At 70.6% G+C, this 19,236-nt stretch carries 13 protein-coding genes; 5 read left to right on the top strand and 8 right to left on the bottom strand.

Going from position 1 to position 19,236, the window contains the following annotated elements:
- Positions 1-34 precede the first annotated feature (34 nt).
- The 3 genes from IE140_RS15275 (at position 35) to IE140_RS15265 (ending at position 4,219) form a co-directional block, all read left to right on the top strand.
- A complete protein-coding gene (locus tag IE140_RS15275; RefSeq protein WP_150197146.1) occupies positions 35-733 on the top strand; it encodes a ferritin-like domain-containing protein in 699 nt (232 codons plus the stop codon).
- Positions 734-866: 133 nt separating this feature from the next.
- Positions 867-2,093, top strand: a complete 1,227-nt coding sequence (locus IE140_RS15270) for a thiolase family protein (protein ID WP_010059420.1) — start codon at positions 867-869, stop codon at positions 2,091-2,093.
- Positions 2,090-4,219 (top strand): 3-hydroxyacyl-CoA dehydrogenase NAD-binding domain-containing protein, encoded by a 2,130-nt coding sequence (locus tag IE140_RS15265; RefSeq protein WP_150197148.1) that lies wholly within the window; start codon positions 2,090-2,092, stop codon positions 4,217-4,219. The genes IE140_RS15270 and IE140_RS15265 overlap by 4 nt, the downstream gene beginning before the upstream one ends.
- A gap of 115 nt (positions 4,220-4,334) precedes the next feature.
- Here IE140_RS15265 and IE140_RS15260 read toward each other — a convergent pair whose 3' ends face one another.
- The 6 genes from IE140_RS15260 to galE form a co-directional block, all read right to left on the bottom strand.
- Entirely contained in the window at positions 4,335-5,726 is a 1,392-nt protein-coding gene (locus tag IE140_RS15260) for a hypothetical protein (protein ID WP_150197150.1), read from the bottom strand.
- 49 nt (positions 5,727-5,775) lie between these two features.
- Positions 5,776-8,649 carry a stealth family protein gene (locus tag IE140_RS15255; RefSeq protein WP_150197153.1) on the bottom strand — a complete coding sequence of 958 codons (2,874 nt, stop codon included), beginning with the start codon at positions 8,647-8,649 and terminating at the stop codon, positions 5,776-5,778.
- Entirely contained in the window at positions 8,646-9,602 is a 957-nt protein-coding gene (locus IE140_RS15250; protein WP_032768458.1) for a hypothetical protein, read from the bottom strand. The genes IE140_RS15255 and IE140_RS15250 overlap by 4 nt, the downstream gene beginning before the upstream one ends.
- The gene (locus IE140_RS15245; RefSeq protein ID WP_189460447.1) at positions 9,599-11,398 is read right to left on the bottom strand and encodes a stealth family protein; all 1,800 of its coding nucleotides are present in this window, start codon (positions 11,396-11,398) and stop codon (positions 9,599-9,601) included. Before IE140_RS15245 ends, IE140_RS15250 begins: the two co-directional genes overlap by 4 nt.
- Before the next feature lie 237 nt (positions 11,399-11,635).
- Positions 11,636-12,736: a PLL family lectin gene (locus tag IE140_RS15240; protein ID WP_150197155.1), complete on the bottom strand. Its 1,101-nt coding sequence runs from the start codon at positions 12,734-12,736 to the stop codon at positions 11,636-11,638.
- 151 nt (positions 12,737-12,887) lie between these two features.
- A complete protein-coding gene (gene galE / locus IE140_RS15235; protein ID WP_093442308.1) occupies positions 12,888-13,874 on the bottom strand; it encodes a UDP-glucose 4-epimerase GalE in 987 nt (328 codons plus the stop codon).
- Positions 13,875-14,054: 180 nt separating this feature from the next.
- On the opposite strand from galE, the gene IE140_RS15230 reads away from it, so the two are divergent.
- Positions 14,055-15,134, top strand: a complete 1,080-nt coding sequence (locus tag IE140_RS15230; protein WP_189460445.1) for an LCP family protein — start codon at positions 14,055-14,057, stop codon at positions 15,132-15,134.
- A gap of 39 nt (positions 15,135-15,173) precedes the next feature.
- Positions 15,174-15,575 carry an NTP pyrophosphohydrolase gene (locus tag IE140_RS15225; protein WP_150198104.1) on the top strand — a complete coding sequence of 134 codons (402 nt, stop codon included), beginning with the start codon at positions 15,174-15,176 and terminating at the stop codon, positions 15,573-15,575.
- On the opposite strand, the gene IE140_RS15220 is transcribed toward IE140_RS15225, so the two are convergent.
- The gene (locus IE140_RS15220) at positions 15,572-17,038 is read right to left on the bottom strand and encodes an amino acid permease (protein ID WP_150198106.1); all 1,467 of its coding nucleotides are present in this window, start codon (positions 17,036-17,038) and stop codon (positions 15,572-15,574) included. The two genes, IE140_RS15225 and IE140_RS15220, sit on opposite strands and share 4 nt — an antisense overlap.
- Before the next feature lie 182 nt (positions 17,039-17,220).
- Entirely contained in the window at positions 17,221-19,134 is a 1,914-nt protein-coding gene (gene dxs, locus IE140_RS15215) for a 1-deoxy-D-xylulose-5-phosphate synthase (RefSeq protein WP_150198108.1), read from the bottom strand.
- Between the last annotated feature and the right edge of the window lie 102 nt (positions 19,135-19,236).

Below are 19,236 nucleotides of genomic sequence, written 5' to 3'. Positions count from 1 at the left end.
GACCCACGAGGAGCTGACCCGGGGGGGCGCGGGCATGGGGTCCACGGCGTACGGGGAGTGGATACGCGACTTCGAGGCGGCGCGCGACGAGCGGGCCGAGCGAGGCGATCCGGAATGGCGGACCGGGGTCCCCCTGGACCCCGCGATCCGGCGCAGCGTGCAGCGCTTCCAGGTCGGCGAGGACGGCGACGGGGCCGAGCTGATCACCAAAGCGGAGGCGGCCGGTGACGCGGAGTACGCGTCGGCGGTGCGGATGTTCGTCGCGGAGGAGCGAAATCACGCCAGGTTGCTGGCGCTTCTGCTGGCCTCCGGCGGCGCGCCGGTGATCGCCTCGCACTGGAGCGACCGGGTCTTCGTGACGCTCCGCCGCGCCCTGGGGCTCCGCCTCGAACTGCTGGTCCTGATGATCGCGGAGGCGGTCGCCCTGCGGTACTACCGGGCCCTGCGGGACGGGGCCGACGACGCGCTGACGCGGGAGGTGGCGGGGCGGATCCTCGCGGACGAGGAGCGGCACGTGCCCTTCCACTGCCACCGGCTGCGCCGGTCGCTGCGCCCGCTGCCGCCGCCGGTGCGGCTGCTGGTGACCTCCGGATGGCGGGCCGCCCTGGCCGCGGTGGCGCTGGTGGTGGCCGTGGACCACGGGCCGGCGCTGCGGCGGCTGGGGGTGGGACGGTTCCGGTTCGTGGCGCAGGTGGTCCGGTCCTCCGGTCCGATCGCGGGGACGATGCGGTGAGCGGTGTGACCTTCGACGCTCCGGGCCCGGGGGGTGGGCAGTCTGGTTACCCGCAAGTAGCATGATGGCAGGCGGTGCGTCCCCGTGGCGCGCCCCGCAGCAGTGCCATCCCGCACCCTGGAGGAGAGCCACCGTGCCTCGTACCATCCGGGACGTCGTCTTCGTCGACGGCGTCCGCACCCCGTTCGGCAAAGCGGGCCCGAAGGGCATCTACCACGAGACCCGCGCCGACGACCTCGTCGTGAAGGCCATCCGGGAGCTGCTGCGCCGCAACCCGGACCTGGACCCCAAGAAGATCGACGAGGTCGCCATCGCCGCGACCACGCAGATCGGGGACCAGGGCCTGACGCTGGGCCGCACCGCCGGAATCCTGGCCGGTCTGCCGCAGTCCGTCCCCGGCTACTCGATCGACCGCATGTGCGCGGGCGCGCTGACCGCCGTCACCTCGACGGCCGGTTCCATCGCCTTCGGCGCGTACGACGTGGTCGTGGCCGGTGGCGTCGAGCACATGGGCCGCCACCCGATGGGCGAGGGCGTCGACCCGAACCCGCGCTTCGTGTCGGAGAAGCTGGTCGACGAGTCCGCCCTGTTCATGGGTATGACGGCGGAGAACCTGCACGACCGCTACCCCACGATCACCAAGCAGCGCGCCGACGAGTACGCGGTGCGTTCGCAGGAGAAGGCCGCCAAGGCGTACGCCAACGGCAAGATCCAGCAGGACCTGGTACCGGTCTCGGTGCGCCGCACCAACGCCGAGGCGGGCGAGACGGGCTGGGGCCTGGTCACCGCCGACGAGCCGATGCGCCCGGGCACCACGCTGGAGTCGCTGGCGGGCCTGAAGACCCCCTTCCGCGCCCACGGCCGGGTGACGGCCGGCAACGCCGCGGGGCTCAACGACGGCGCCACCGCCTCACTGCTCGCCGCCGAGGACGTCGCCCGCGAGCTGGGCCTCCCGGTCAAGATGCGCCTGGTCTCCTACGCCTTCGCGGGCGTCGAGCCGGAGGTCATGGGTTACGGCCCGATCCCGGCGACCGAGAAGGCGCTGGCCCAGGCCGGTCTGACCATCGACGACATCGGTCTCTTCGAGATCAACGAGGCGTTCGCCGTGCAGGTGCTCGCCTTCCTGGAGCACTACGGCATCGCGGACGACGACGCCCGCGTCAACCAGTACGGCGGCGCGATCGCGTACGGCCACCCGCTCGCCTCCTCCGGTGTCCGGCTCATGACGCAGCTGGCCCGGCAGTTCGAGGAGCAGCCCGAGGTCCGCTACGGCCTGACGACGATGTGTGTCGGCTTCGGCATGGGCGCCACGGTCGTCTGGGAGAACCCGCACTTCAACGCCGACGGAGGCAACAAGTGAGCTCCACCACTGAGCTTCTGAAGGGCGCGGCCGAGCTGTTCCCCGGCGAGGTCGTCACGCAGGCGCACGTACGCCACCTGGACCTGCCGTTCGGCGCCGGGCGGTTCGCGCTCATCACGCTGGACAACGGCCTGGACCACACCAAGCCGACCACCTTCGGACCGCAGTCGCTGGCGAACCTGAACGCCGCGATCGACCAGGTCGAGAAGGAGGCCGCCGAGGGCACCATCACCGGCATCGGCCTCACCGGCAAGCCGTTCATCTTCGCGGTCGGCGCCGACCTCAAGGGCGTCGAGCTGCTGAGCCGTCACGAGGACGCGCTGGCGATCGGCAAGGGCGGCCACGACGTCTTCCGCCGTCTCTCCGGCCTCGCGGTCCCCACCTTCGCGTACTACAACGGCGCGGCCATGGGCGGCGGTGTCGAGGTCGGTCTGCACTGCACCTACCGCACCGTCTCCAAGGCGCTCCCGGCGTTCTCGCTGCCCGAGGTCTTCCTCGGTCTGGTCCCCGGCTGGGGCGGCTGCGCGCTGCTCCCGAACCTGATCGGCGCGGACCGCGCGGTCTCGGTGATCATCGAGAACTCGCTGAACCAGAACCGTCAGCTCAAGGGCAAGCAGGTCTTCGAGCTGGGCATCGCGGACGCGATCTTCGAGGGCGCGGACTTCCTGGAGCAGTCGCTCGTGTGGACCGCGAACGTGCTCAAGGGCACGGTCGCCGTCGAGCGCGCCGAGGTCGACCGCGGTGACGCCTGGGACGCGGCTGTCGCCCGCGGCCGGGCCATCGCCGACTCCAAGGTGCACGGCGCGGCCCCGGCGGCGTACCGCGCGCTGGACATCATCGCGGCGGCCAAGGACGGCGACCTGTCCGCCGGCTTCGACGCCGAGGACCAGGCGCTCGCGGACCTGATCATGGGCGGCGAGCTGCGCAGCGGCATCTACGCCTTCAACCTGGTCCAGAAGCGCGCCAAGCGCCCGGCCGGCGCCCCGGACAAGAACCTGGCCCGCCCGGTCACCAAGGTCGGCGTCGTCGGCGCCGGTCTGATGGCCTCGCAGCTGGCGCTGCTGTTCCTGCGCCGCCTGGAGGTCCCGGTCGTCCTCACGGACATCGACCAGGAGCGCGTCGACAAGGGTGTGGGCTACGTCCACGCCGAGATCGAGAAGCTGCTCGGCAAGGGCCGCATCAACCAGGACAAGGCCAACCGCCTCAAGGGCCTGGTCTCCGGTGTCCTCGACAAGGCCGAGGGCTTCGCGGACGCGGACTTCATCATCGAGGCCGTCTTCGAGGAGATCGGCGTCAAGCAGCAGGTGTTCGCGGAGGTCGAGGCGGTCGCCCCGGCGCACGCGATCCTCGCCACCAACACCTCCTCGCTGTCGGTGACCGAGATGGCGTCGAAGCTGAAGAACCCCGAGCGGGTCGTCGGCTTCCACTTCTTCAACCCGGTCGCGATCCTCCCGCTGCTGGAGATCGTGCGCGGCGAGCAGACGGACGACGCCTCGCTGGCCACGGCGTTCGGTGTGGCCCGGAAGCTGAAGAAGACCGCGGTCCTGGTGAAGGACGCCCCGGCGTTCGTCGTCAACCGCATCCTCACCCGCTTCATGGGCGAGATCCAGAACGTCATCGACGAGGGCACCCCGGTCGAGGTCGCGGAGAAGGCCGTCGAGCCGCTCGGCCTGCCGATGTCCCCGCTGGTGCTTCTGGAGCTGGTCGGCCCGGCCATCGGCCTGCACGTCTCCGAGACCCTGAACCGCTCCTTCCCGGAGCGCTTCACCGTCTCGCAGAACCTCGCGGCGGTCGTGAAGGCCGGCAAGCGCGGCTTCTACGTCTACGACTCCGGTGCGCCGGTCCTCGACCCCGAGGTCGCAGCGCTCCTCAAGCAGGGCGACACCGTCCTGACCGAGGAGCAGACGCGCGACCGCGTGCTCGACGCGGTGGCGCATGAGATCGGCCTGATGCTGGAGGAGGGCGTCGTCGCCGAGGCCCAGGACATCGACCTGTGCCTGATCACCGGTGCGGGCTGGCCCTTCCACCTGGGCGGCATCACGCCGTACCTGGACCGTGAGGGCGTCTCGCAGCGTGTGAACGGCAAGCCGTTCCTCGCACAGGGCGTGGCGAGCGTTCCGGCGTAACACCCGCCGATACGGGTCCGGCCCGGCACACCCCGCGGGGTGTGCCGGGCCGGTTCGCGTTCCGGGGGCCGTCGCGGGCCGGGAGTTCCGGGGGCCGTCGCGGTGGGGCGTACGGTCAGCGGCCCCCGCTGAACGGGAGGTGGTCGCAGGCGTCGGAGCAGGCCGCCCTGGCGCTGACGGACTGCCTGATCCAGTTTCCCTCCGGAACGCCGTGCACGCGCAGGGTGAGCCGGGCCGGCCGGGAGTGGATGGCGCTGAAGACCGACACGAACTCGACGGTGTAGGTGCCCGGTTTCCAGTCGTGCGGGTGGGTCACCTTCCAGGTGCCGTCCTCGGCCACCGGAGCGGAGGCGATCAGCCGGCCGCCTTCGAGCACCATCACCTTGGTGACGCCCGCGGCGGCGGTTCCCGAGAAGCGGGGGCGCGCACCGCTCAGCGCTCCCTCCCTGGGGCCGAGGACCACGGGCGGTTCGACGGAGTCCCGCACGGTGAAGGCCACCGTGGAGAGCGGAGTGACCCCTTGCGGGTGGTATCCGACCACCTGCACGAGATGGTCGCCCGCGGGCCAGTTCACCACCCGTCGCCACTGCCACCGTCCTTCGGCGTTGACGCGGGTCCCGCCGAGGTAGCCGCCGTTCTCGAAGAACAGCACATAGTTCGTCCCGGCCCCGGCCGTGCCGGAGAACTTCTGCATGGCTCCGGTCAGCTGCCCCGGTGCGGGCCGTTCCACCGCGGGCGCGGCACCCGTGCGCATCTCACTGTGGAGCGCGAACTCCGGCTTCTCCACGGTGAATTCGGTGAGGACCGGAGGATATTCCGGTGCCGTGGCGAGCGTGTTCACATCGATGAGTCCGGGCGGCAGGTCGCGGGACTCGTGCAGGGCGATCGCCACCATCCGGGCCACGGCCCTGCCTCCCGCCTCGTTGAAGTGGGACGAGTCGATGATGCCGTCGGGGTGACGGGGGTGCTCGCCGGCGTCGAGCCAGCGGAAGAAGTGACGCGCCCGCTGCGGACCCAGCTCCGCCAGCCACCCTGTCGTGAACGCCCCCAGGTCGACCAGGGCCGTCCCGGTCTCGGCGGCCACCTCGCGCATCAGGCCGGGGTACTCGCCCCGGGTGTCGGCCACCTCGCCCCCGGCCGTGAAGGCGCACCGTGCGGCGGGGGTCACGAGGACGGGGAAGGCTCCCTCGGCCCTGATCCCGTCGATGTAGAGGTAGAGGAACTCCTTGAACTCCCTCGGCCCGTGGTAGCGCAGGGGGTTGTCGATGCGCTGCTCGACCCCGCCGAGGTTCACGAGGACCAGATCACCGGGGGCCAGCAGGTTCAGCAGGGTGGCCAGCCGGTCGGTGAAGTAGGTCCGCAGCGTCATCGCGTCGCGGGCGTAGTTGCGCACCTCGTGGTACGGCGTCAGGAATTCCGCGAGAAACTGTCCCCAGCCCGCGAGAGGGGCTTCCTCCGGCGTGCGTGGCGCGGCCACGGAGTTCCCGACTATGCAGATCTTGCTCATGGGTTCGCCTCTCTCACGTTCACGTCTCCCGGGTCGACGGCTGTGGGCGTCACAGCGGCCAGTCGGGCAGGGTGTGCGCGTGGTACCGCTGATTACGGGGTGAGCCGTATTCGAATTGGCTCGCGACGGGGAAGTAGCTCGGGAGGAACGCCGCCAGAATGGCGTCCTGTTCGTCCTCGGGCACATCTCCGTCGTGGAAGTCGTTCAGGCAGAAGACATCGTTCGGACGGCTCGTCAGGATTCTGCTGAGCCTGGTCCGGTGCTCGCTCAGGCCCACGTTGACGAATCCGCAGGAAATGCTTCCGGGGACGCTTCTGCCGGTGTGGTAGGCGAAGTAGTGGTGGAGCGAGGAGGCGATCGAGACGTCGCTGTGGCTGCGCAGCCTGCTCGCCGAGGTGGCGGCGACCTGTTCGGGATAGGCGCGTTCCAGATCCTCCATGACGCTCCTGCGCAGGACGTAGGGCGCGTGGAGGAAGGAATGGGTGAGGGTCTGCCCGAAACTGTCCGCGATCAGCGCCCGGTTGTTCTTCGCCGCGCTGATGTTGAAGTCGTCGGTCACCAGCGGCGGCACCATGGGGACCGCGGTGGGCGACGGGAAGTGCTTGGCCTGGCCGTTGCCGAGGAAGAACAGGCTCGGCATGACGGTACGCCCGATGAAGAAGTCGTCGTTGAAATAGAGGAAGTGCTCGGAGAGGCCCTCGATGTGGTGGAGCCGGCTTTCGATCGCGTGCGAGTTGTACGTGGGCAGGGCACCCCGGTCGCCGAAGATCTCCGTGTGGTCGACGACGCGGACCCGGTGATGCGTGCGGTCCAGCCAGGACGGGACCTGCCGGTCGGTGACGATGTAGATGTTCCGGATCCACGGGGCGTACATGTCGATGGAGCGGAGCGAGTAGCGCAGTTCGTCACGGCTGCGGAAGCGGGCGGCGCTGGCGGCGGCGTCCACCGTCTCCAGCCCCGCCGCCGCGAGGACCTGGTTCTTCCGCTCCAGCCACTGGACATCGGATCCGTCGACCCAGGTGTACACGGCGTCGACCGGGAAGCCGACGTCGCCGTGGAGCGGTTGCGCGAAGGCGTTGATGGTCGGGTAGGTCCGCCCGGAGAGGACCGTCGAGGCGCGCCCCAGGGAGTGCTGCGAGATCCGGTCGCCGATGAGGGTGCGGGTGGGCGCCACCAGCGTGTCGCTCTCCTCGGGGTCGTTGTCCCAGAAGGAGATCGTGCAGCCGTACACCGCTCCCAGCCGCAGGGTGCGGGAGGTCGATACGGCGTTCCGGTAGACGCGGACACCGGAGCACTGCTGGTCGAGGTGGTCGCCGAGGAGGCCGGCGAGCGTGGTGGTGACCGGGTTCTGCCGGTCGTTGAGGAGGGCGGTGTAGACGGCTTCGTACTGGTACATGCCGCTCAGCGATTTGATGACCGCCTCCCGGAACGAGGCGTGCACGGCGACCGTCCGCCGCACCATCGTGTCCCGGACCAGGAGGTAGGGCACATCCGCGGCCTCCAGTGCGGAGGCGGCGAGCGCCAGGTTGGCCTGCACGATGTCGAACGGCGACTCCGCGTCCACGACCCGGCACAGCTGGCCGCCGTCCTTGACCAGCTCGGGCCGCCGCTTGGCGACCTGCTGCTCCAGCTGCCGGTGGGCGCCGGAGCGGACCTGGCTCGGCGGGGCGGCGGTGGCGGCCGTCGCGGCGCCTTCCGGACCGCTGTGGGCGGCGTGCAGGGCCAGCCGGTCCGCCTTCGCCGCGCCCCGGCCGCCGTGGTCCCGGTCCTCGACCAGGGCCTGGAAGAACGCCTCCCACCGCGCGGTGACCAGGGGCGGTGCGAACCGGGTGATGGAGTCGGCCGCCGCCGCGCCCATCCGGTGCCGCATCGGGCCGTCGGACATCAGCTGGTGGAGGCGGCCTGCCAGCGCCTCGACGTCGCCGGGCGGCACGAGGATGCCCGACTGCCCGTCCAGCACGATCTCCCGCGGCCCGTTGGGGCAGTCGTACGACACCACGGGGACCCCGGCCGCCTGCGCCTCCATGAGCACCAGGGGGAAGGCCTCGTTCTTCGACGTCATCAGGGCGATGCTCGCCTTGGCCCACTCCTCCGCCAGATGCGGCGAGTTCCCGTTCAGCTGCACGCTGCTCTGCAGGCCCAGCTGGGCGATCTGCCGTCGCAGGGCACCGCTCAACGGCCCGTCGCCGAAGATCCTGAGCGTCCACGCGGGGTGGTGGGGCGCCAGCAGCGCCCAGGCGTCGAGTGCCTGGTCGAGCTGTTTCTCGCCGACGAGCCGGCCGGCGATCACCACCGTCCGGGTCTCCAGCGTGGAGCGCGGCCGGAATCCCGCGGGGAGCGCGTTCGGCACCACCTCGATGCGCGGTGCGGTCGGGCCGAGCGTCTCCGCGAACCAGTCCCGCGTACGGTCGCTGAGCACGGCGAGGGCGTCCAGCCGGGCGGCGTGGCGGAGCAGCGGCTCGCCGCTGGTGCCGCGCAGCTCGGAGACCCGGTGCTCCTGGTGGACCGTGATGACCTCGGCCGGGGCGAGCTGCACAGCCAGCGCCATGAGGGCCGGCGTCGTGGTGATCAGGATGTCCGTGTCGGTGTGTTCCAGCGCCAGGCCGAGCTCGATGTCGGAGAGCCGGTTGAACGCGGCTTCCCAGGCACGGTCGACCAGGCTGCTCGGCTGCTGGGCGAGGGCCGCGTACACGGATTCGTCGAGATCGGCGCGGCGCACCGGCCGCTGCACCCGGCCGGTCATGTCGACGAGGTAGTCGACCCGGACCCGTTCGTCGGGTGAGAAGAAGAGTTCGGGCTTGCTCTTGAAGACGCTCAGGACCCGTACGTCGTGGCGGTCGGCGAGTTCGGCGGCCTGGTTGAACACGGCCCGTTCCGTGCCGCCCACGGCGTCGGCGGTGGTCAGCAGAAAGGTGATCTTCACGAGAGTCTCCGCCCGGCTTCGGGCATACGACTGCACGTCACGCGGAAATTGCCCGCGGGCGTGTAGCGGGGGTGGACCAGCAGGGGCGTCTGTCCTCGGGGGGCGACGCCGGCCTGGCTCATGGCGAAGACGCGCCCCGGGTTGCGGACGTCGTGGAGTCTGCGGCCCAGCCTCATCGGGCGGCCGCCCGCCGAGCAGAAGGCGACGTCCCAGTGTTCGGCGGCCCGGCGCCGCGGCGTCATCTCCTCCAGGGGGGTGACGACGCGCCAGATCCCGTCGCCCAGGTCGCTGAGGGGCTGCCGGATCCTGCGGCCGGTGGCGGTGAACTCCGCCCAGGGCTCGTCGGCCTCGGTTCCGACGACACGGAAGTCGACGACGAGTCCGGTGTGGGACAGGTCGACCTTCATCACCTCGGCGGAGGGCCGGGCCTGTGAGGTGACCACCCGGAGGTTGCCGGTCACGGTGCGGCCGAGGCGGTGGCGTCGTCCGCTGACCGGGGAGACCGCCATGGGCATGGTCGGGCCGCCGTAGGGCTGCGGGGGTTCGACGAGGAGGAGCGGGATCCGCGCGGACCTGCGTCCCGAGCGGGTGGTGAGGGCGATCCGCCAGCGTCCGTCGGACAGCGGTACGCCTCCGGCCTCGGCGCCCAGCAGAACGGTGGCGTCCATGAGCAGGCGGCCGTCCCGCTCCTCGTACACCCGGGCGGGGCTCTCGTACCGCCGTCGGCCGCGCTGGATCACCAGCCCGGCGTTCTCGGGGAGCCGTGCCGAGCGGGGCAGTTCGGCGTGCAGGTTGACCGTCTGTCCGTCCAGCACCGCGGCGTACAGCAGACGGGCGGCCCGCCCGGACCGCAGGGGCAGGAAGAGGCGCTGCATGAGCCAGGACCGCAGGGGGACGGCTCGGGCGGTGAGCCGTCGCCGGGCGGCCGCCAGATGTCTGCGTCGAGGAATCATGCCGCCGCTCCCAGCTCTGCGATACGTCGGGTCGGGGCGCCTTCGGCGCCGGGGAGCTCAAAGGGGCTCGGTACGGGGAAGTAGTCGTCGAGGAACCGTTTCACCATGCGCGCCTGCGCGTCCGGGTCCTCCGGTACGACGGTGTCGTTGATGCAGAAGGTGTCGAAGTCCCGTCTGGCCACCAGCCGGTCCAGCCGGCGCTGCGCCAGGGCGTCGCCGATGTCCACGTAGACGTACCGCAGGTTGCCGAGCGTCGCCCGTGCCTGGTGGTACGCGTAGTAGTGGTGGAGCGAGGAGGCGACGGGGATGTCGTGGGGCGAGCGGAACCTGGAGTTCTGGGTGACCCAGTGGGCCCGCTCGTAGGTCAGCTCGATCTCGTCGAGAACCGTTCTGCTGAGCGCGTGGGGCGTGTGCTTCATCTTCTGGGAGATGACCGTCCCGAACTGCTGGGCGATCAGACCGCGGCTGTTCTTTCCCGCCGCGTCCACCGGCAGGTCCTCGGGGGTGATCTGCCCGGAGGGGATGAGCGCCTTGGAGGTGAAGAACTTGGTCAGTCCGTTGGTGTGGAAGAAGTGCTCCGGTGTGACGGGCCGGCCGAAGAAGACGTCGTCGTTGAGGTAGAGGAAGTGCTCCGACAGCCCGGCTATGTGGTGCAGCTGGCTCTCGATGGCGTGCGAGTTGAACGTGGGCAGGGCGCCGGGGTCGGAGAAGATCTCGCGGTGGTCGACCACGCGCAGTCCCGGGTGGTCGGTGTTCAGCCAGCCGGGCGCCTGCCCGGCGGTGACGAGGTAGATGTTCCGCACCCAGGGCGCGTACTGGTGGATCGACCGCAGCGAGTAGCGCAGTTCGTCGCGGCTCGTGTACCGGGCACCGTTGTCCGCCTGTTCGTGCATTTCCCCGGCCCGGCCGGGGTCCAGGGAGCGGCGCACCGTGTCCTTGCCCGCGCGCCACACCGGATCCGCGTCGTCGACCCAGGTGTAGACGACGTCGATCGGAAAGGCGTGGTCGCCGGGGAGCCGTGCGGTGAACTCGGGGACCGTACGCGTGTAGCCGGTGTGGTACTGGCGGGGAACCAGGCTGAACAGCTTCTGCTCGGCCATGCGCAGTTCGGTGCCGACCGGCAGCCGGGTCACGACGGCGTTGGGCCTGGGCGCGATCAGCGCGCCGTCCGACTCCGCCCAGAACTCCAGGTCGCATCCCGATTCGGGGCCGAAGACGAGCTTGCCGGTCGGGTCGCAGACGTTCCAGGCCAGCCGGAGCACCTGGCTGGAGCGGAGCCTGTTCCAGGTCTTCGCCGACGCTCCGGTGCGCAGCTGCCCGCCCGCCACATCCCGTACGTAGCCGGGGTTGCGTCCGAAGGCGATCTGGAGCACTTCCTCGACGTCCTGGCGGTGGCGCGCGGAGACGGCGACGCACGGAATGTCCTTGCCGGTGCCGCGGACGGCGAAGTAGTCGATCTCCGCGTCCTCCAGGACGGCGACCACGATGTGCAGGTTCCGCGCCCGCGCCGCCCACTCCGTGGCGCCCCTGACAACGGCGGCCCGCACGTGTTTGCCGTCGATCCTGACGATGCGCAGGGAGGCTTCCGTGCTGTGTCTGGCGGGGTTGCGGCGGCCTCCCAGCACACGCACGACGACCGCGGAGCGGAGGGAGTCGAAGGTGGCCAGGAGATGCATGACCATGTTGCGCAACGGGACCGGAACGCGGCGCACGATGCGCCGGCGCGCCCGCACCGGGACCAGAGACCGATAGGTGGAGACGAGCGAACTGGTCTCGGGGTTACTGACGCTCACCACTGGTCTTCCGCACCATCCATACAGCTTCGGGGCCTCGGCCCACTCCCGCGCCTTCGTCTGGCGAGCAGCTCCGACCGCCGACGCCATCACCGGAGTCAGATGGCAGCCCGAGGATCTTCACACTTAAATCACTGACTGTCCATCTGAAAAGGGTGGATCTTCACATCCGTTACCTACGCGCAACAGGGAGCACGATCGGCGAGCACGGAAGAAGGCCCGCTCGGGCCCCCGTGCCCCTCACACGTGGAGGGAAGGCCCCATGACCAGGCCCGGTTCACCGGACTGCACCGCGATCCGCAGGCCGCCCTCGTCGCCGAGGGTCGCCATGACCACCCGGCCGTACGCGTCACGAGCCAGCGCCGGGGGCACGGCGGACCGCTCGCCGGTCGGCGCCCACCAGAGACCGCCGGCCTCGTTCTCCGTCGCGCAGGCGGCCAGCATCACGTCGCCTTCAGGGGTCAGGTGCGCCAGAACGGTGCAGTCGTATCCGTCCAGCTCCACCCGGAGGGCGGCGATCCGCCCGTCGACCGGACCCCCGCCGAGCGGGATCACCCACTCGCCGGGGCGATGGGCGAGGACACCCCCGGTCGCGGGGTCCGCCCAGTAGTAGGTGACGCGGTCCGGCGCCGTCTCCAGACCGACGAGCGTGCCCGCCCCGGGAGCGATGGGGATATTGGGGCAGCGCACCATCTCGCCGTCCGGTTCGGCCTGCTGCCAGCGCATGGCGCGGCCCCGGGTGTCCGGGACCAGCAGCTCGATCCGGCCGGAGGCCGAGGCCACGGCGGCCAGGTCGCCTCGGGCGAGCTGCCCCTTGAGCGCGCGCCAGGGCCGCCACTGGCCGTCGGCCGCCTCCTGGCGCATCATGACCCCGCCCCCGGCCCGGACGAGGAAGACGTGGACGAGCCCCGCCGCGCTCACGGCGATCCCGGGGTCGGTCACCGACCGGGCCCGCTCCGGGTCCTTGTGCGGGTTGCCGGTGGAGCGCCACCGGGTGAGCGGGCGGCCCGTCTGGTACTGCACGGCCTGGACGAGGGCGACCGCACCGCCGGGCTCGGTGACCCGCCGGCCGGCGAAGTGGACGAATCCGTCGGCCCCCTGGGTCACCGACAGGCCGGTGAGCCGAGGGGTCGCGATCAGCTCGGGCCCCTCCCAGTCCGGCCCGTCCGGCCTGCGCTGCACCCATCGGAGCAGGCCGTTCCCGGTCCGGGCGATCGCGGTGAGGCGATGGTCCCTGCCCAGCAGCAGCCGTACGCCTTCACCGGCCGGCGGTCTGGGCGCCACCACGTCTCCCCCGGGCCGCTCGGCCCTCATGGCGCCACGACCGGACCTCGCCCCCATACCCGCCCCTCACCACTTCCGTGTCACGGCCCCCCGACCGCCGCCACTCGGCGCCCCTCCCCTGGTCGGCCGCAGGCAGATCCGGGAGTCGCACAGGTGGACTATTCGTGAAGTCTCCGCAGAAGTTTGCCACACCCCCTTCACTTCTCCGTCAGCGGCGCGCGTCCGGGTGCCGCAGGCACCAGCCGGCCCATGCCGAGGTCACCATCGCGCGGAGGTCGTGCCGGGCCGACCAGCCGAGCTCGTCGAGAATCAGGTCCGCCGAGGCGACGACCCGGGCCGGGTCGCCCGGCCGACGGGGAGCGGAGACGGGACTCGCCGCGGTTCCGTACCCCGTCACCTCGCCGATGAGGCCGATCATCTCCCGGACCGAAACACCCCGGCCCCGGCCGATGTTGAGCGTCAGGTCCGTCCCGGGAGCGCGGTCCGCGAGCGCCCGGGCGGTGGCCAGATGGGCCGAGGCGATGTCGTCGACGTGGATGAAGTCGCGTACGCAGGTGCCGTCGTCGGTGTCGTAGTCGTCACCGAACACGACCGGCGCGGCCCCTTCGGTCAGCTTCTCGAAGACCATGGGGACGAGGTTGAAGACACCGGTGTCGGCGAGCTGCGGTGTGGCGGCGCCGGCGACGTTGAAGTAGCGCAGGGAGGCGGTCGCCATGCCGTGTGCCCGGCCCGCGGCGCGCACCATCCACTCGCCGGCCAGCTTGGTCTCGCCGTAGGGGTTGATCGGGGCGCAGGGGAGATCCTCCGTCACCGACGCGACATCGGGCATGCCGTACACGGCGGCCGACGAGGAGAACAGGAACGCGCCCACTCCGCAGTCCACGGCCGCGTCCAGCAGGGACCGCAGCCCTTCCACGTTCTCGCGGTAGTAGTACAGCGGGCGCTCGACCGACTCGGCGACCTGCTTCTTCGCCGCCAGGTGGACCACGCCGCGCACGGACAGCTCCCGCAGGGCGCCGCGCAGCCGGTCGCCGTCGAGAGTCGAGCCCTGGACGAACGGGACGTCCGCGGGAACCCGTGAGCGGTCTCCGGTCGAGAGGTCGTCGTACACGGCGACCGGCTCACCGGCCTCCCGCATCGCGCGGAGCACATGCGCCCCGATGAAACCCGCCCCACCCGTGATCAACCAAGTCATGTGCGAAGAATAGTTCGATCACGGTCGTACTCCCGCCGCCATCACGGGAACGCGCATTCCCATGATCTCCTGTTCTATAGTGCTCGGTCAGTCGAACATTCACGGACCGGCCACACCCCCCACCCGAGTCCCCCGTACTCCCCGCCCTTGCGGGCCATGAGATTTGAGGACTCTCGCACGATGAGCAACGACGAGACGCCCCAGGGCCCCCGCGCCTCCCGACGCCCGGACAAGCCCCGCAAACGCCGCCGCGGCCTCAAGATCACGCTCGGCGTCCTGCTCGTCCTGCTGCTCGCCACCGGGGGCACTCTCTACTGGCTCTACAGTCAGCTCGACGGGAACATCAAGGGCGTCGACATCAACAAGGCGCTCGGTGAGGACCGCCCGGAGAAGCTCCCCACCAGCGGGCAGAACCTGCTGGTCCTCGGCTCGGACTCGCGGGCCGGGGCGGAGAACCAGGAGCTGGGCGGCGGCGGCGCCGTCAGCGGCGCGCGTTCCGACACCGCGATGGTGGTGCACATACCCGAGGGCCGGTCGAAGGCCGTCGCCGTCTCCATCCCGCGCGACACCCTGGTGACCCGGCCCGAGTGCGTCAAGGACGACGGCTCGACGGTGGCGGGCAAGGAACGCGTCATGTTCAACTCCGTCTACGCGCAGGTCGGTCCGGCCTGTGTCGTGAAGACGGTGGAGAAGATGTCCGGCGTCCGCGTCGACCACTATCTGGAGATCAACTTCGCCGGGTTCAAGGACCTGGTCGACGCCATCGGCGGGGTCACCGTCGACGTACCGCAGGACATCGACGACAAGGCGTCCGGGCTGCACCTCACCGCGGGCCCGCAGAAGCTGGACGGCACCGAGTCCCTGGCGTACGTCCGGACCCGGCACGGCATCGGCGACGGCAGCGACCTCGGCCGGATCGGGCTCCAGCAGCAGTTCCTGATGGCCCTGCTGAGCGAGGTCAAGTCGCAGGACCTGCTGGGCAGCCCGGCGAACTCGTACAAGATCGCCAAGTCCGCCACCAAGTCGCTCACCACGGACTCCTCTCTCGCCTCGCTCACCTCGCTGGCGGAGTTCGCCCGCTCCATGAACGGCGTCGACCCGGCCTCCATGGAGACGATCATGCTGCCGGTGGCGTACGACAAGATCGACCCGAACCGGGTGATCGCCTCCGAACCGCAGTCCGGTCAGCTGTGGAAGGCGATCCGCAAGGACACCACGATCCCCGAGGAAGCGAAGAAGTCCCCCGCCACCGGGGGCTGACGGGCGGTCGCCCCGCTCGCCCCGTGACACCCTGCCGGGATGAGCGAGGACGAAGCGGTGCTGGTGATCGTGGACGGCGCCAATGTGGTCGGGTCCGTGCCCGACGGCTGGTGGCGGGACCGGCGCGGGGCGGCGGTCCGGCTGCGCGACTCTCTGGTCCCGTACGCCACGGCCGGGCTGCCGGGGCTGCCAGGACCGGTCGAGATCGTGCTCGTGGTCGAGGGAGCCGCCCGGGGCGTCGACTCCGTGGCCGGGGTCCGGGTCGCGTCGGCCCCCGGCAGCGGTGACGATCTGATCGCCGGGCTGGCGGCCGCCGCCGGCCCGGACCGGGAGTGCGTCGTCGTCACCGCCGACCGCGGACTGCGGCAGCGGGTCGAGGTGTACGGGGCCCGGTGCGTGGGGCCCCGTACGGTACGGCCCCTCACGGACCGGGAGCGTTAGCGGCCTTCCCTCGCCATCCGGCTGTGGGAGCGCCCGTACACGAAGTAGACGACGACGCCGAGGGCCATCCAGGCACCGAACCGCACCCAGGTCTCCACCGGCAGGTTGAGCATCAGCCAGACCGAGGCGGCCACCGAGAGGATCGGGAGCAGCGGGACCAACGGCGTACGGAACGCGCGGGGCAGGTCCGGCTGGGTGCGGCGCAGGACCAGGACCCCGAGGGCGACGACGACGAACGCGAAGAGCGTGCCGATGTTCACCAGGGTGGCCAGCTCCTCGATGCTGGTGAACCCGGCGATGATCGCGATCACCACACCGAGCAGGATCGTCGGCCGGTACGGGGTGCGGAAGCGCGGGTGGGTCTTGGAGAAGAAGCGCGGGAGCAGGCCGTCCCGGCTCATCGCGAAGAAGACGCGGGTCTGGCCGAGCAGCAGGATCATGCAGACCGTGGTGAGCCCGACCGCCGCGCCGAAGCTGATCAGACCCGCGTAGAACGGATGCCCGGTGGCCTTGAAGGCGTCGGCGAGCGGGGCGCTGATGGACAGTTCGCTGTAGTGCTGCATGCCCGTGACCACGAGGGAGACGGCCACGTAGAGCACCGTGCAGATCAGGAGCGAGCCGAGGATGCCGCGCGGCATGTCGCGCTGGGGCAGCTTGGTCTCCTCGGCGGCGGTGGCGACCACGTCGAAGCCGATGAAGGCGAAGAAGACGATGGAGGCGGCGGTGAAGATGCCCATCACACCGAAGTTGGTGGGTTCGTAACCGAACATCAGCTGAACCAGAGGGGCGTCCCAGCCGCCGCCCGTCTCCTGCTTCTCGGCCGGGGGGATGAAGGGCTTGTAGTTCTCGGCCTTGATGAAGAACAGACCCGCGATGATCACCATGAGGACCACGCCGACCTTGATCGCCACCACGACCGAGGTGACCCGGGCGGAGAGCTTCATACCGACGACGAGGATGACGGTCAGCACCAGCACCAGGGCGAAGGCCAGGATGTCGAAGCCGAAACCTTCCGCCACGTCCGGTCCCGAGAGCACCTCGGGCATCGTCCAGTCGACGTTGTCCATGAGGGAGCGGACGTAGCCGGACCAGCCGACCGCGACCACCGCGGTACCCAGGGCGAACTCCAGCACCAGGTCCCAGCCGATGATCCAGGCCACCAGTTCGCCCAGGGAGGCGTACGCGAAGGTGTAGGCGGAACCGGCTACCGGGACGGTGGAGGCGAACTCGGCGTAGCAGAGGGCGGCCAGGGCGCACACGACGCCCGCCGCGACGAACGCGAGGGCGGTGGCGGGGCCCGCCGTCTCCTTGGCCACCTGGCCGGTGAGGACGAAGATGCCGGTGCCGATGATGACGCCGACGCCGAAGACCGTGAGGTCCAGGGCGGAGAGGGACTTCCTGAGCCCGTGTTCCGGCTCCTCGGTGTCCCGGATCGACTGTTCGACGGACTTGGTGCGGAACATTCCGTTTCCGCGGGGTGGTGTGACCTGCGCGCTCACCTGCGTACCTCCACGCATTGGTTGTGAACGCCATGATTCGGACCGGTCAGTCACGGGAACGCGCCATCCGGTCCGTTTCACGCGAATGGGCCGGGAGAACCACCCGGACAGGGGTCGTCTTCCCGGCCCACCGGCCCCAAAACTGATCAGTCGCGGGCGGGCTCCACCGCGCGGCTCTCGAAGCGGCCGTCGAGCTTGGCGACCAGGCCCGTCACCTGCCGGGCGATGTCCGGCGCGGTCAGCCCGATCTCGGCCATGACTTCGCCGCGCGAGGCGTGGTCGAGGAAGACCGGCGGGATGCCGAAGTCGCGCAGCGGTACGTCGACACCGGCGTCCCGCAGGGCCTGGGCGACGGCGGAGCCGACGCCTCCGGCGCGGCTGTTGTCCTCGACGGTGACGACGACGCGGTGGCGCTCGGCGAGCGGGGCGAGCGCCTCGTCGACGGGCTTGACCCAGCGGGGGTCGACGACGGTGGAGGAGATGCCCTGGGCGTCCAGCAGGTCGGCGATCTCCAGGCACATCGGGGCGAGCGCGCCGACGGAGACGATCAGGACGTCCGGGCGGGCCGCCTTCGGCTCGCGCAGGATGTCCATGCCGCCGGCCCTGCCGACCGCCTGGACGGCGGGGCCGACCGCGCCCTTGGAGAAGCGGACGACGGTGGGCGCGTCGTCGACGGCGACGGCCTCGCGCAGCTGGGTGCGGACCTGGTCGGCGTCGCGCGGGGCGGCGATCCGGAGGCCGGGCACGCACTGGAGGATCGACATGTCCCACATGCCGTTGTGCGAGGCGCCGTCGGTGCCGGTGATGCCGGCCCGGTCCAGGACGAAGGTGACGCCGCACTTGTGCAGGGCGACGTCCATCAGGACCTGGTCGAAGGCGCGGTTGAGGAAGGTGGCGTAGACGGCGAAGACCGGGTGGAGGCCGCCGGTGGCGAGGCCGGCGGCGGAGACCGCGCCGTGCTGCTCGGCGATGCCGACGTCGTAGATCCGGTCCGGGAAGGCCTCCTCGAACTTGCCGAGGCCGACGGGCTGGAGCATGGCGGCCGTGATCGCGACGATGTCCTCGCGCTCGTGCCCGAGCTTGACCATCTCCTCGCCGAAGACGGAGGTCCAGTCGAGGCCGGAGGTGGAGATCGGAAGGCCGGTGTCCGGGTGGATCTTGCCGACCGCGTGGAAGCGGTCCGCCTCGTCCTCCAGGGCCGGGGTGTAGCCGCGGCCCTTCTCGGTGAGGCAGTGCACGATGACCGGGCCGCCGAAGCGTTTGGCGCGCTGGAGAGCGGATTCCAGGGCCTCGATGTCGTGGCCGTCGATCGGGCCGACGTACTTCAGGCCGAGGTCCTCGAACATGCCCTGCGGGGCGATGAAGTCCTTGAGACCCTTCTTGGCGCCGTGCAGGGTCTCGTACAGCGGGCGGCCGACGACGGGCGTGCGCTCCAGGATGTCCTTGCCGCGGGCCAGGAACCGTTCGTAACCGTCGGTCGTACGGAGCGTGGCGAGGTGGTTGGCCAGGCCGCCGATGGTCGGGGCGTAGGAGCGCTCGTTGTCGTTGACGACGATGACGAGGGGGCGGTCCTTGGCGGCGGCGATGTTGTTCAGCGCCTCCCAGGCCATACCGCCCGTGAGTGCGCCGTCACCGATGACCGCGACGACGTGGTCGTCCTTCTTCAGGACCTCGTTCGCCTTGGCCATGCCGTCCGCCCAGCCGAGGACGCCGGAGGCGTGGCTGTTCTCGATGATGTCGTGGTCGGACTCGGCGCGGGAGGGGTAGCCGGAGAGGCCGCCCTTCATCTTGAGGCGGGAGAAGTCCTGCCGGCCGGTGAGCAGCTTGTGGACGTAGGCCTGGTGGCCGGTGTCCCAGAGCACCTTGTCCTTGGGGGATTCGAAGACCCGGTGCAGGGCGATGGTGAGCTCGACGACGCCCAGGTTGGGTCCGAGGTGGCCGCCTGTCTTGGACACCGCGTCCACCAGGAAGGTGCGGATCTCCTCCGCGAGCTGGTCCAGCTCACCGAGGCTGAGCCGGTCCAGGTCGCGCGGTCCCTTGATGCGGGTCAGCAGATCCACCCGTGCCTCCTTGCGTTTGAGCTGATCGAGCGTGCCGATCCGATGAGTCTAATGTTCCGCTACCGGACGTGAGCAGCGGACGGGCCTCTTCGTAGCGATACC

The organism is Streptomyces parvus (assembly GCF_014648875.1).
Taxonomy (GTDB): Bacteria; Actinomycetota; Actinomycetes; order Streptomycetales; family Streptomycetaceae; genus Streptomyces; species Streptomyces parvus.
This window is presented reverse-complemented; position numbering and strand designations above follow the sequence as displayed.